Raw genomic sequence first — 13,274 nt, 5'->3', positions numbered from 1 at the left:
CGGGACGCACGGGACCTGCCCGTGCCCCACCGACTCACTCGAAGCGGAGTGCTCCTTTCATGAAGGCTTCCCGTATCGCCGCCGTCGGCGCCGTCGCCGGCACCGCCGTCCTCGCCCTGTCCTCCCCCGCACTCGCGCACGTCAGCGTGCAGCCGGAGGGCGAGGCCGCCAAGGGCGGCTACGCGGTGGTGAACTTCAAGGTTCCCAACGAGCGCGACAACGCCTCCACCACCAAGCTCGAGATCACCTTCCCCACCGACCACCCGCTGGCGTCCGTGATGCCGCAGGCCATCGACGGCTGGAAGGTCGAGGTCACCAAGTCGAAGCTGGACAAGCCCCTCGAACTGCACGGCAAGAAGATCACCGAGGCCGTCAGCAAGGTCACCTGGACCGCCGACGGCAAGGGCGTCCGGCCCGGCTACTTCCAGAAGTTCCCGGTGAGCATCGGCGCGCTGCCCGAGGACGCCGACGAGCTGGTCTTCAAGGCCCTCCAGACGTACTCCAACAAGGAGGTCGTGCGCTGGATCGAGGTCCCGCAGGAAGGCCAGGACGAGCCGGACTTCCCGGCCCCGGTGCTGGAACTCTCCGCCGCCGAGGAGGACGGTCACGGCGCGGCCGCCGGGGAGACCGCCGACAAGGACGCCGAGGACGCCGACAAGGCCGCCTCCGGCTCCGGCTCCGACGACCCGGCCGGGGCCGAGAACGCCGCGGCCTCCGCCGGCGACGGTGACAGCACCGACACCACCGCCCGCGTCCTCGGCATCGCCGGAATCCTCGTGGGCGCCGCCGGCGTCGCCTACGGCGTGTTCGCCGGCCGTCGGCGGACCACCGCCTGACGTCCATCTCACCCGGTGCGCACCGGGGCCGTCGGCGGGCTCACCTCCGAGCCGTGCGGCCCCGGTGCGTGCCGGAGCACTCACATCTGGGACATTTCTCTATGCGCAAGAAGACGTTCGCCGCGGCCGCCCTGCTCGCCGCGGCCTCCCTGACCCTCTCCGCCTGCGGCAGCGGCGGCGACACCGACAAGCCCGTCACCGCGGTCTCCGAGGAGGCCGGCTCCGACAAGGCGGCCACCGTCCTCGACAAGCCGTTCGAGAAGCCGGACCTGGTCCTCACCGACACCAAGGGCGAGAAGTACGACCTGCGCGAGGCGACCGCCGGCAGGCCCACGCTGATCTACTTCGGCTACACGCACTGCCCCGACGTGTGCCCGCTGACGATGAACAACATCGCCGTCGCCAAGAAGCAGCTGCCCGAGGCCGAGCGCGACAAGCTGCGCGTCGTGTTCGTCACCACCGACCCCGAGCGCGACACCTCGGCCGAGCTCGGCAAGTGGCTCAAGGGCATCGACGCCGACTTCATTGGTCTGACCGGCGAGTTCGACACCATCCAGGCCGGCGCCCGCACCCTCGGCATCTCCATCGACCCGCCGCACAAGGACAAGAACGGCAAGGTCGTCTCGATGCACGGCACCCAGGTCGTCGCGTTCTCGCCGAAGACCGACGACGGCTATGTCCTCTACGGCGAGGACGCCGGCCCCGACGACTACATCAAGGACCTGCCCAAGCTCATCAAGGGCGAGAAGCCGTGAGGCGGCCCGGCCCGCTCGCCGCGGCACTCGCGGGCGCGCTCGCCCTCGCCCTCGCGGGATGCGGCGCGGACTCGTCCGCGCCGGACCTCGCGGTCGGCTCCGCCTACATGCCGCAGCCGGTCTCCGACACCATGGCGGCCGGTTTCCTCACGGTCACCAACGAGGGCAGCGGCGCCGACGAGCTGACCTCCGTCGCGAGCGAGGCGGCCGGCGAGGTCACCGTGCACGAGACCGTCGACGGCACCATGCGGGAGGTCGACCGCCTGAAGATCCCGGCGGGCGGCAGCCTCGTGCTGGAGAGCGGCGGCAATCACCTGATGTTCGAGAAGCTGACGCACAGGCCGAAGCAGGGTGAGACGGTCTCCGTCGAGCTGCGCTTCGCCCACTCCGACCCGGTCAAAGTCGAGATGCCGGTGAAGCCCGCCACGTACCGGCCGACTTCCGGACACTCCGCCGGACACTGATCCGGACACTGAGGGGAAGGGAACACCGTGACGCAGACCGCCGCCCCCCGCGCGCGCATCCTGGTGCTGCTGCTCCTGGCCGTCGCCGGGACGCTGCTCGCCGGAGCCGCGCCGGCCTCCGCGCACGCCGCGCTGACCGGCAGCGACCCCCGGCAGGGGGCGGTGGTCGACAGGGCCCCGGCCCGGATCACGCTCACCTTCTCGGAGGAGGTGGCGGTGTCCGACGGCGCGCTGCGCGTCCTCGACCCCCAGGGCAAGCGCGTCGACAGCGGCACCCCGGCGGGCGTCGGCGGCACGACGTACGCCGTCGGGCTCCACTCCGGGCTGCCCGACGGCACGTACACCGTGACCTACCAGGTCGTGTCCGCCGACTCCCATCCCGTCGCCGGTGCCTTCACCTTCTCCGTCGGCGCGCCCTCCGAGACGTCCGTCGCGGTGTCCGGGCAGCAGGCCGGCGGCGGCATCGTCGGCTTCCTCTACGGGCTCGGACGGTACGTGTCGTACGCCGGGTTCGTCGTCCTCGCGGGCGGCGCCGCCTTCGTGCTCGCCTGCTGGCCGCGCGGGTCCGGGGTGCGGGCCGTGCAGCGCTTCGTGGTGAGCGGGTGGGTGGCGCTCACCGCCGCGACACTCGCGCTGCTGCTCCTGCGCGGCTCCTACACCGGCTCGGGCAAGGCCGGTGACGTCTTCGACCTGGAGCTCCTCGGGCAGGTGCTGCAGACCAAGACGGGCGCCGCCCTGGTGTCCCGGCTGCTGCTGCTCGCCGCGGCGGCGCTGTTCGTCGCGGTGCTGTTCGGCGCCTATGACAAACGGGAGGACGAGGAGAAGCGGGACCTCACCTTCGGGCTCGCCGTCGGCGGGGCCGTCGTCGCCGCCGGGGTCGCGGCGACCTGGGCGATGTCGGAGCACGCCTCCAGCGGTCTCCAGCCGGGCATCGCGATGCCGGTCGACGTCGTCCACCTGCTGGCCGTCGCCGCCTGGCTCGGTGGGCTCACCACCCTGCTCGTCGCCCTCCACCGCGCGCCCGCGGGAACGCCGGTCACCGCGGAGGCCGTACGGCGCTTCTCCCGCGTCGCCCTCGGCAGCGTCGTCGCGCTGGTCGTGACCGGCACGTACCAGTCGTGGCGGCAGCTCGGCTCCTGGTCGGCCTTCACCGACACCCGGTACGGGCAGCTGCTGCTCGCCAAGCTGGGGCTCGTGGCTCTGCTGGTGGGCGTCGCGTGGATCTCGCGGCGGTGGACCGGGCGGCTGGTGGAATCGGGGGAGACGGCTGAGGCGGCGGAGACGGCGGCGAAGGCGGCTGAGACGGCGGGGGGCGAGCAGGACGAGCAGGACGGGCAGGGCAAACAGCACGGGCAGGACGGGCAGGACGGGCGGCAAGGCGGACCGGACGAGTCGGCGGAGCGGGCCGGGGACAGGGCCGGCTCCTTGTCGGTGTCCGTGGCGGCGGAGCACGCGCGTGTCGGCGCCGGGCCCGCGGTGGGCGGCTCCGAGCGGGCCGAGCAGCTCGCCCGGCAGCAGGCCGCCATGGCCGCGGCCCGGCGCAAGCGGCAGCGGGACGCGGACCCGAACCGCTTCGGCCTGCGCCGCTCGGTGCTCGCCGAGGCCGGTGTCGCGGTCGTCGTCCTCGCCGTCACCACCGTGCTGACGCAGACCGAGCCCGGGCGTACCGAGCAGGACGCCAGGGCGGCCAGTGCCGCGTCGGCCGCCGCGTCGACCTCGCCGTCCGGCGCGCTCACCCTGGACATGCCGTTCGACACCGGTGGTAAGGACGGCAAGGGGCTCGTGCGGATCGACATCGACCCCGCGCGCGTGGGCGCCAACGAACTGCACGTCTATGCGCAGCGCCCCAACGGCCGCGCCTTCGACCTCCCCGAGGTGAAGATCGCCTTCACCCTGGAGTCCAAGGACCTCGGGCCGCTGCCCGTGGTCCCCGACCGCATCACTACCGGACACTGGTCGGCGAGCGGAGTGCAGCTCCCCATGGCGGGCGACTGGAAGGTCGACGTGACCGTGCGGACCTCCGACATCGACCAGGTGACCGTCTCCAAGAACGCGCAGATCGGCTGAACGCACCATGCCTGACCAGTCCATTCCGGAGGCCCGCACCCCAGAGGCGAAGGCCCGGCCGACGCCGGCCGCCGCGCCCGAGGCGGGCATTTCGCGGCGACGGCTGCTCGGCACCGCCGGTGCCACCGGTCTGGTGGTCGGGGCGGCGGGCGTCGGCGCCGGATACGCCGCCCGGCCCGCCGAGGCCGCGCCGCTCACCTCGCTCGGCGCCGAGGAGGTGATGTTTCACGGGAAACATCAGCCCGGCATCACCACGCCGATGCAGGCCCACGGCCATCTCGTCGCCTTCGACCTGGCGCCGGGCGCCGGGCGCCGGGAGGCAGCCGCCCTGCTGCGCCGCTGGTCGGAGACCGCCCGGCGGCTGATGGCGGGCGAACCCGCCGCCCACGACGACACCGCCGTGGCCCGCGACGCCGGACCGTCGTCGCTGACCATCACCTTCGGCTTCGGGCACGGCTTCTTCGCGAGGACCGGCCTGGAGAAGCAGCGCCCGGTCCAGCTGGACCCGCTGCCGGAGTTCTCCTCCGACCGGCTCGACAAGGCGCGCAGCAACGGCGACCTGTGGGTGCAGATCGGCGCCAACGACGCGCTGGTCGCCTTCCACGCACTGCGCGCGCTCCAGAAGGACGCCGGGGCGGCGGCGCGGCTGCGCTGGCAGATGAACGGCTTCAACCGGTCGCCGGGCGCCACCTCCCGGCCCATGACGACGCGCAATCTGATGGGCCAGGTCGACGGCACGCGCAATCCGAAGCCGGGCGAGCCCGACTTCGAGCGGCGGATCTTCGTGCCCGCCTCCGGGGAGCCGTCCTGGATGGCGGACGGCTCCTACGTCGTCGTACGCCGCATCCGCATGCTCCTCGACGACTGGGAGAAGCTCTCGGTCAAGGCCCAGGAGGACGTCATCGGGCGCCGCAAGGCCGACGGGGCGCCGCTGACCGGCGGCGACGAGAAGACCGAGATGGACCTGGAGAAGACGGACGCGCAGGGCAACCCGGTCGTCCCGGTGAACGCCCACGCCCGAATCAGCCGGCCCGACCAGAACGGCGGCGCGGCGATGCTCCGCCGTCCGTTCTCCTACCACGACGGTTTCGACGCGGACGGGGTCCCCGACGCGGGGCTGCTGTTCGTGTGCTGGCAGGCGGACCCGCTGCGGGGCTTCGTGCCGGTGCAGCGCAAGCTCGACCGGGGCGACGCCCTGTCGCCGTTCATCCGGCACGAGGCGAGCGGCCTGTTCGCGGTGCCGGGAGGCGCGGCCGAGGGCGAGTACGTGGGGCAGCGGCTGCTGGAGGGGTGACGAGCGCCGGGGCGGGGACAGGAGCGAGGCTGTGCGGGCGGTTCCGGAAAGGTTCACTCTCCCGGGGTTCACGCTGTGAGACTCGCGGCCCGTGCGCCTCGTGCGGCCATTAGGGTGAGGTCATGCCAGCGAGCTACGCGTATCTCGGCCCCGAGGGCACCTTCACCGAGGTCGCCCTGCGCACCCTTCCGGAGGCCGCCACCCGGGAGCTGATCCCGTACGTGTCCGTGCAGTCCGCGCTGGACGCGGTCCGCAACGGCGAGGCCGAGGCCGCGTTCGTGCCCATCGAGAACTCCGTCGAGGGCGGCATCACGACGACGCTCGACGAGCTGGTCGCGGGCGCGCCTCTGATGATCTACCGCGAGGTGCTGCTGTCGATCACCTTCGCGCTGCTGGTCCGGCCCGGCACGAAGCTGTCGGACATCAAGACGGTCACCGCCCACCCGGCCGCGCAGCCGCAGGTGCGCAACTGGCTCAAGACCCATCTCCCGGACGTGATCTGGGAGTCCGCCGCGTCCAACGCGGACGGCGCCCGCCTGGTGCAGGAGGGCCGCTACGACGCCGCGTTCGCCGGGGAGTTCGCCGCCGCCCGGTACGGTCTCGAGGCCCTGGAGACCGAGATCCACGACGCGGAGAACGCACAGACGCGGTTCGTGCTCGTGGGGCGCCCGGCCCGGCCCGCCGCGCCGACCGGTGCCGACAAGACGTCCGTCGTGCTCTGGCAGCGCGACGACCACCCCGGTGGACTGCGCGACCTGCTCGGCGAGTTCGCCACCCGCGGCATCAACCTGATGCTGCTCCAGTCCCGTCCGACCGGCGCCGGCATCGGCAACTACTGCTTCTGCATCGACGCCGAGGGCCACATCTCCGACCGCCGGATGGCCGAGGCCCTGATGGGGCTCAAGCGGATCTGCCTCCAGGTGCGGTACCTGGGCTCGTACCCGCGTGCCGACCTGACCGCCGCCGATGTGCGGGCTCCGCGGCTCGGTACGTCCGACGAGGAGTTCGCGTCGGCGGCGGACTGGGTGGCGCGGTGCCAGGACGGGCGTTTCTGAGCGTCGCAGGACGGGCGCTACGGGCGCTTCTGAGTGTCGTCGTTTCAGCCAGTCCTACCTGCTGATTTTCGTTATCCACAGGAGTTATCCACAGGTCAGCTTCTCGACCTGGGGACAAGTCGACAGCGAAGCACCACCCAGTCGACAAATCGACCCACAGCCCCCCACCTCGTCCACAACCGCCCACATCACCCTTCGTCCACCCGTTTCCTTCGATGAATCCTTTGGAGCGACCCCTTTCCACCCGAAAGTGGAGGGGAACCGGGTTTGGATCAAGAATTTCCCGCCCCGCTCACCGCTTTCGAAATGATCACTTCCTGCATCCACAGATCTTTCGCACAGCCTGTGGATAACTCCGCGACGCTGTGGATTCCTGTGGACAGTGGCGCCCCGAAGGCACCTCAAGTCCCGTTCTCCACAAGGAAATCCAGTCAACGGGACGCCACGGACCTGCCCCGTTCCAGGGAGCAGGACGCCTTTTATTGACCAGAGGGACAATTCCCCCCGTTCCGGAACGTATGTCGCACTTCCGACACCCTTCGGAATAGTGAGTCGTGGGCGGTCATCGCGCACCGGTAGCCTTGGGCGCGTGATTGACCTTCGCCTGCTCCGTGAGGACCCTGACCGTGTGCGCGCCTCGCAGCGCGCCCGTGGAGAGGACGTCGCGCTCGTCGACTCCCTCCTGTCTGCCGACGAGCGGCGCAGGTCGTCCGGCGTCCGCTTCGACGAGCTGCGTGCCGAGCAGAAGGCACTCGGCAAGCTCATCCCCAAGGCGAGCGGCGACGAGAAGGCCGAGCTGCTGAAGAAGGCGAGCCAGCTCGCCGCCGACGTGAAGGCCGCCGACGCCGAGCGCGACGCCGCCGACGCCGAGACCCAGCAGCTCCTGCTCCAGCTCGGCAACCTCATCCACCCCGACGTCCCGGTGGGCGGCGAGGAGGACTTCGTCACGCTGGAGACGCACGGCGAGATCCGCGACTTCGGCGCCGAGGGCTTCGAGCCCAAGGACCACCTGGAGCTCGGCCAGATCCTCGGCGCGATCGACGTCGAGCGCGGCGCGAAGGTCTCCGGCTCCCGCTTCTACTTCCTCACCGGCGTCGGCGCCCTGCTGGAACTCGCCCTGGTCAACGCGGCCATCGCGCAGGCCACCGCGGCCGGCTTCACGCCGATGCTCACGCCCGCCCTGGTCCGCCCCCAGTCGATGGCCGGCACCGGCTTCCTCGGCCAGGCCGCCCAGGACGTCTACCACCTCGCCGACGACGACCTGTACCTGGTCGGCACGTCCGAGGTGCCGCTCGCCGCGTACCACATGGACGAGATCATCGACGTCGACCGGCTCCCGCTGCGCTACGCCGGGTTCTCGCCCTGCTTCCGCCGCGAGGCCGGCTCGCACGGCAAGGACACGCGAGGCATCTTCCGCGTCCACCAGTTCGACAAGGTCGAGATGTTCTCCTACGTCACGCCGGAGGACTCGCAGGCGGAGCACCAGCGCCTGCTGGAGTGGGAGAAGCAGTGGCTGACGTCGCTGGAGCTGCCGTTCCGCGTCATCGAGCTCGCCTCCGGTGACCTCGGCTCCTCCGCCGCCCGCAAGTTCGACTGCGAGGCGTGGGTCCCGACCCAGGGCAAGTACCGCGAGCTGACCTCGACCTCGGACTGCACCGAGTTCCAGTCCCGCCGCCTGCAGATCCGCTACCGCGACGGCAAGCAGGTCCGCCCGCTGGCCACGCTCAACGGCACGCTGTGCGCCGTACCGCGCACCATCGTCGCCATCCTGGAGAACCACCAGCAGCCCGACGGTTCGGTGCGCGTGCCCGAGGTGCTGCGCCCGTACCTGGGCGGCCGGGAGGTCCTGGAACCGGTGGCCACGTGACCGAGGCGGCTCCCGCACCGACCGGGACGGCCCCCGCCGGGGGTTTCCCGTACCGGCTGATCGCGACCGACCTGGACGGGACGCTGCTGCGCTCCGACCAGTCGGTCTCGCCCCGCACCCGTGAGGCGCTCGCCGCGGCCACCGCGGCGGGCGCCGCCCACATCGTCGTCACCGGCCGCGCCGTCCCCTGGACCCGGCACATCCTCGACGACCTCGGCTACGAAGGCCTCGCCGTCTGCGGCCAGGGCGCCCAGGTGTACGACGCCGGCGCGCACCGTCTGCTGACGACGGTCACGCTCGACCGCCAACTGGCCGGTCTGGCGCTGGCCAAGATCGAGGCGGAGGTCGGCCCGCTGTACCTCGCGGCGAGCCGCGACGGCCTGGACGGCGAGGTGCTGGTCGGCCCCGGCTACGAGGTCCAGGGCCCGCTGCCCGCGACCCCGTTCACAGACGCGTCGGACCTGTGGACCGCCCCGCTGAACAAGATCTACGTGCAGCATCCGACCCTGTCGGACGACGAGCTGGCCGAGGTGGCCCGGCAGGCGGCCGGCGGCTTCGTCACGGTGACGATGGCCGGCGAGGGCATCGTCGAACTGCTCCCGCTGGGCCTGTCCAAGGCGACGGGGCTGTCGCTGGCCGCGCGCCGGCTGAAGCTGAAGGCCGCCGACACGATCGCCTTCGGCGACATGCCCAACGACCTCCCGATGTTCGCCTGGGCGTCCTACGGCGTGGCGATGTCCAACGCCCACGCGGAACTCAAGGCGGTGGCGGACGAGGTGACGACCTCCAACGACGAGGACGGCATCGCGGCGGTACTGGAACGGATGCTCGCGGCATAGCCGTCACGTCACGCGGTAGCCGCGGGCAGTCGTGCCGTGCTGTCACTACGGGCAGTCGTGCCGCTGGGGCGGCACGGGTGGGCGCAGCGGCACCTCGATGCGCCGAGCCGCGCGACCAACCCGCCCCGCCCCAGCGCAGGTTGCCCCACGACGAGGGGCGATACCTGAGGAAAAGGCGGCCCACGCGGACGCGCGGTCACGCGCGCCGCGTGCTCGAAGCGGCCGCCCCGGGAATCTCCCCGTTCTCCCGGCCCCCGGGCGCCGACTCCACCGGCGCCCGGGCACAACCAGTGTGCGCGGGCGCCGATACGACTGCCACCGATTAACGCCGCAGGTCGCCGAGGCGGCCCCCGGTCACTCCTCCCCGGCCAGCGTCAGCGCCCGCAGCTTCTGCCCGGCGTACCACGTGGCGAGCACGGTGACGGCCGCGAGCAGCACCGTGGCCGTCGTCAGGCCGACGTCCGAGGTCACCATGTCGCCGCCGGAGACCTTCTGAGCGACGGCCAGCGACCACTGCTGGACGCTCAGCGTGCGGGCCCCGGGCACCAGCGAGCCGAACAGCGCCTCCCACACCAGGGCGTAGACCAGGCCGAACACGACCGCGTGCCGGGACACCGTGCCGAGCAGCAGGAACAGCGCCGCGTACGCGATCGAGGCGACCAGCGCGGCCACCGTGTAGGCGACGGCGATCTGCTGGCCGTTGCCGTTGAGGATCAGACCGGCGATCAGCGTCGGCACGGCCGAGAAGACCATCGTCACGGCGATCGCGACGATCAGCTTGGTGTAGATGATCGTCGGCCGCTTGATGGGCTTGGACAGCAGATAGACCACGGAACCGTCGTCGATCTCGGGCCCGATGGCGCCGGTGCCCGCGATGACACCGATGATCGGCACCATGGTGGCGAGCGCGAGCCCGCCCAGCACGTCCGCCGTGGTCTGGTCGTCGGCGCCGACCAGCGCCCGCACGATCACGGAGATCACGATCAGCAGCAGCGGCAGCGCGCCCAGGATGAGGGCCCGGCGCCGGCCGAGCAGGGCCCGGTAGGTGAGCCGGGCGACTGTGGGGTCGTACATCTCTTGGGCCTCCTACGCCGCGACCAGGTACGAGAACACGGACTCGAGGGACTCGTCGGACGGCGAGACCGTGAGCAGCCGGATGCCGTGGTCCCTGGCGACCTTCGGCAGCAGTGCCGTGAAACGGCCGAAGTCGACGGCCTGGACGCGCAGCGCGCCCTCGGCGAGGTCGACCTCGATGCCGGACGTGGACGGGTCGGCGATCAGCGCGGCGGCGAGGGCACGGTCGTCGCTGGAGCGCACCAGGTAGCGGTGCGGCCGGTCGGTCATCAGACGGCGGATCTTGCGGAAGTCGCCGCTGGCCGCGTGCCGTCCGGCGACCACGACCTCGATGTGCCAGGCGAGTTGCTCGACCTCTTCGAGGATGTGGGAGGAGAACAGGACCGTGCGGCCCTCGTCGCCCATGCGCCGCAGCAGGTCCATCAGCTGCATGCGCTGGCGCGGGTCCATGCCGTTGAACGGCTCGTCGAGCAGCAGCAGCGACGGTTCGTGGACGAGCGCGGAGGCCATCTTGACGCGCTGCCGCATGCCCTTGGAGTACGTGGCGATCTTGCGGTCCTGCGCGTACTCCATCTCGACCGTGGCGAGGGCGCGTTGGGCCTCCTTGCCGCCCAGGCCGTGCAACTCGGCGTTGGCCAGGACGAATTCGCGTCCGGTGAGGAAGTCGTACATCGCCTCCCGCTCGGGGACGACGCCGATGTGCCGGTAGATCCGCTCGTTGCGCCAGACCTGCTGGCCGTCGAGGGTGACCGTGCCGGTGGAGGGGGCGAGGAAGCCGCCCATCATATTGATGAGGGTGGACTTGCCGGCGCCGTTGGGGCCGAGGAGGCCGGTGACGCCCGGGCCGATCGTCATGGTGATGTCGTTGACGGCGACCACGTTGCCGAACCAGCGGGAGACGTGGTCGAGGGAGAGCGTGGTCACAGTCCCACCTTCTTGTAGCGGCGCATCAGGAGGCCGTAGGCGCCGGCGATCACGCCGAGGGCGACGAGCACGTACACGGCGCCTTCGCCGTTGCTCGGGCCGACGCCGCCGGGGAAGGCCGAGGTCGCGCCGAGGAACGCGGACTGCACGCCGTCGATCAGGGAGATCGGGGAGAACAGGCCGATCCAGGCGATGGCGCCGCTGCTGCCCTGCACGTCCGCGATGGCCTGGAGCGTGGAGACCGCGCCGTAGGTGATGGTCAGGACGGCGATGACGGCCGCGATGCCGAAGCCGCGGCGCGGGGTCACCGAGGCGATGACCAGGCCGACTCCCGCGAACAGCAGTGACAGCAGTGCGACGGACACGAGTCCCTGCGCGAATCCCTTGGTCTGGTCGGTGAAGTCGAGCTCGGCGAGCAGGGCGCCCACGTAGAGCACGACGAGCGGGGCGGCGGTGAGGATGAACAGCGCCGAGGCCAGCGCCGCGTACTTCGCCCGCACGTAGTCGGCGGTCTCGATCGGCCGCGAGAAGTACAGCGGGACGGTCTTGAAGCGCAGGTCGCGGGAGACGGACTGGGGTGCCTGCGAGGCGACGTAGAGGCTGATGACGGCCTGCATGACGATCGCGTAGCGCGTGTAGTCGACGGGCAGGTCGTTGGCCTTGGTGGTGACCGCGACGGCGACCATGATGGCCGCGGGGACGCACATCACCACGAACAGCAGCATGGGCAGCACCTTGGACTTGACCGAGCGGCCGAGTCCGTAGGCGCCGCGCAGGGACTGCGAGTACAGCGAGCGCGTGGCGTAGGCGCGGCCCAGGCGGGGGCCGTCGTAGTTGCGGTAGCCGATGTTGTGGATGCGGGTCTGGTCACCCGCGGGTGCCACCGCCGTCGGCGTGGGCTGCTCAACCGCCATGGCCGACCGCCTCCTTCCGCTGTGTGTCGCTGTTCCGGCCGGCGCTGCCCCGGTGGGCGCTGTCGTCGGCCTCGTCCTTGAAGACCTCGGCGATGTGGTGCCGGCGCTGCTCCATGCGCACGAGGCCGAGGCCGAGGTCGGCGATGACGTCGCGCACCAGGTCGTAGGTCTCCTCGCCCTGCGCGGTGAGCAGCAGCACGTGCCCCGCGCCGGGCAGGCCGCTGCCGGACTGGACGGTCACCCCGCGCGCGTGGAGCGCGTCGCGCACCGCGCGGGTGCCGTCGGGGTGTTCGTCGGTGTCGGTGACCTCGACGGCGAGGGTCGTCGTGGTCTGGGTGAAGTCGGTGGTGGAGCTGGAGCGGAGCAGCTTGCCGCCGTCGACGACGACGACGTGGTCGCAGGTGCGCTCGAGTTCGCCCAGGAGGTGGGAGGTGACCAGGACCGAGATCCCGAAGTCGGTGTGGATGCGGCGGATCAGTCCGAGCATCTCGTCGCGGCCGACGGGGTCGAGGCCGTTGGTCGGCTCGTCGAGGAAGACCAGCTGCGGGTCGTGCACGAGGGCCTGCGCGAGTTTCACGCGCTGCTTCATGCCGGTCGAGTAGCCGCCGATGGGGCGGTAGCGCTCCTCGTACAGCCCGACGTGCCGCAGGGTGTCGGCGGTGCGCTCGCGCGCGGCGGTGGGCGGCAGGCCGGACATGCGTGCCATGTGGACGACGAACTCGGTGGCCGAGACGTCGGGCGGCAGGCAGTCGTGCTCCGGCATGTAGCCGACGCGCTCGCGGATGGCGGCGCCCTCGGTGGCGACATCGAGTCCGAGCACTTCGGCTCGGCCCTCGGTGGCGGGGGACAGACCCAGGAGGATCTTGATCAGGGTGGACTTGCCGGCGCCGTTGGCTCCGACGAGTCCGGTCACACCGGGCCCGACGTCCACGGAGAGCCGGTCAAGCGCGGTCACCCGGGGGAACCGCTTGCTCAGGCTTTCGGTCGCGATCACAGTCACGTCGTCGACAGTAGTGACGCGGGCCACGCGAGTCGTCAGACCGCAGAGCCGTCTTGAGGTCACTCTCAGGTATTACGGGGCCCTAAGGGTCCCCCTGAGGAAGGGGGACCGGACCCCTGAGGCCGGACGGCGAACGGCCAGTGGATCACTGTCCTATTGACGCTGCCTCTAACAACTGCGAGATT

At 71.4% G+C, this 13,274-nt stretch carries 12 protein-coding genes; 8 read left to right on the top strand and 4 right to left on the bottom strand.

What is annotated here, in order from left to right:
• Nucleotides 1–59: 59 nt before the first annotated feature.
• The 8 genes from ACZ7D7_RS21170 (at nucleotide 60) to ACZ7D7_RS21135 (ending at nucleotide 9,177) form a co-directional block, all read left to right on the top strand.
• The gene (locus ACZ7D7_RS21170; RefSeq protein ID WP_470826111.1) at nucleotides 60–836 is read left to right on the top strand and encodes a YcnI family copper-binding membrane protein; all 777 of its coding nucleotides are present in this window, start codon (nucleotides 60–62) and stop codon (nucleotides 834–836) included.
• 101 nt (nucleotides 837–937) lie between these two features.
• A complete protein-coding gene (locus ACZ7D7_RS21165; RefSeq protein WP_470826110.1) occupies nucleotides 938–1,591 on the top strand; it encodes an SCO family protein in 654 nt (217 codons plus the stop codon).
• Entirely contained in the window at nucleotides 1,588–2,055 is a 468-nt protein-coding gene (locus ACZ7D7_RS21160) for a copper chaperone PCu(A)C (RefSeq protein ID WP_470826108.1), read from the top strand. The genes ACZ7D7_RS21165 and ACZ7D7_RS21160 overlap by 4 nt, the downstream gene beginning before the upstream one ends.
• 27 nt (nucleotides 2,056–2,082) lie before the next feature.
• On the top strand, nucleotides 2,083–4,122 hold the full coding sequence (locus tag ACZ7D7_RS21155) for a copper resistance CopC/CopD family protein (protein WP_470826107.1): 2,040 nt from the start codon (nucleotides 2,083–2,085) through the stop codon (nucleotides 4,120–4,122).
• Between the two features lie 7 nt (nucleotides 4,123–4,129).
• Nucleotides 4,130–5,416, top strand: coding sequence for an iron uptake transporter deferrochelatase/peroxidase subunit (gene efeB / locus ACZ7D7_RS21150; protein WP_470826105.1), 1,287 nt, complete (start codon nucleotides 4,130–4,132; stop codon nucleotides 5,414–5,416).
• 122 nt (nucleotides 5,417–5,538) lie between these two features.
• Nucleotides 5,539–6,471, top strand: coding sequence for a prephenate dehydratase (gene pheA, locus ACZ7D7_RS21145; protein ID WP_470826104.1), 933 nt, complete (start codon nucleotides 5,539–5,541; stop codon nucleotides 6,469–6,471).
• Between the two features lie 589 nt (nucleotides 6,472–7,060).
• The gene (gene serS, locus ACZ7D7_RS21140) at nucleotides 7,061–8,338 is read left to right on the top strand and encodes a serine--tRNA ligase (protein ID WP_470826103.1); all 1,278 of its coding nucleotides are present in this window, start codon (nucleotides 7,061–7,063) and stop codon (nucleotides 8,336–8,338) included.
• Nucleotides 8,335–9,177 carry an HAD family hydrolase gene (locus ACZ7D7_RS21135; RefSeq protein WP_470826101.1) on the top strand — a complete coding sequence of 281 codons (843 nt, stop codon included), beginning with the start codon at nucleotides 8,335–8,337 and terminating at the stop codon, nucleotides 9,175–9,177. The genes serS and ACZ7D7_RS21135 overlap by 4 nt, the downstream gene beginning before the upstream one ends.
• Nucleotides 9,178–9,531: 354 nt before the next feature.
• On the opposite strand, the gene ACZ7D7_RS21130 is transcribed toward ACZ7D7_RS21135, so the two are convergent.
• From ACZ7D7_RS21130 to ACZ7D7_RS21115, 4 genes are read right to left on the bottom strand one after another with little or no spacing between them, the layout of a single operon-like run.
• Nucleotides 9,532–10,251 (bottom strand): ABC transporter permease subunit, encoded by a 720-nt coding sequence (locus ACZ7D7_RS21130; RefSeq protein WP_470826100.1) that lies wholly within the window; start codon nucleotides 10,249–10,251, stop codon nucleotides 9,532–9,534.
• Between the two features lie 12 nt (nucleotides 10,252–10,263).
• Nucleotides 10,264–11,175, bottom strand: coding sequence for an ABC transporter ATP-binding protein (locus ACZ7D7_RS21125; RefSeq protein WP_470826099.1), 912 nt, complete (start codon nucleotides 11,173–11,175; stop codon nucleotides 10,264–10,266).
• Nucleotides 11,172–12,089, bottom strand: a complete 918-nt coding sequence (locus ACZ7D7_RS21120; protein ID WP_470826098.1) for an ABC transporter permease — start codon at nucleotides 12,087–12,089, stop codon at nucleotides 11,172–11,174. The genes ACZ7D7_RS21125 and ACZ7D7_RS21120 overlap by 4 nt, the downstream gene beginning before the upstream one ends.
• A complete protein-coding gene (locus ACZ7D7_RS21115; RefSeq protein WP_470826229.1) occupies nucleotides 12,079–13,083 on the bottom strand; it encodes an ABC transporter ATP-binding protein in 1,005 nt (334 codons plus the stop codon). Before ACZ7D7_RS21115 ends, ACZ7D7_RS21120 begins: the two co-directional genes overlap by 11 nt.
• Between the last annotated feature and the right edge of the window lie 191 nt (nucleotides 13,084–13,274).

This window comes from Streptomyces sp. NPDC037054 (genome assembly GCF_055606745.1).
Note: the sequence above shows the minus strand (reverse complement) of the source record. Positions and strands in the feature narration are given on the sequence as shown.

Bases quoted from the DNA above. Each gene is read 5' to 3' on its own strand.
- ACZ7D7_RS21170 (WP_470826111.1), top strand. From the start codon at position 60: ATGAAGGCTTCCCGTATCGCCGCCGTCGGCGCCGTCGCCGGCACCGCC.
- ACZ7D7_RS21165 (WP_470826110.1), top strand. From the start codon at position 938: ATGCGCAAGAAGACGTTCGCCGCGGCCGCCCTGCTCGCCGCGGCCTCC.
- efeB (WP_470826105.1), top strand. From the start codon at position 4,130: ATGCCTGACCAGTCCATTCCGGAGGCCCGCACCCCAGAGGCGAAGGCC.
- pheA (WP_470826104.1), top strand. From the start codon at position 5,539: ATGCCAGCGAGCTACGCGTATCTCGGCCCCGAGGGCACCTTCACCGAG.
- ACZ7D7_RS21130 (WP_470826100.1), bottom strand. From the start codon at position 10,251: ATGTACGACCCCACAGTCGCCCGGCTCACCTACCGGGCCCTGCTCGGC.
- ACZ7D7_RS21120 (WP_470826098.1), bottom strand. From the start codon at position 12,089: ATGGCGGTTGAGCAGCCCACGCCGACGGCGGTGGCACCCGCGGGTGAC.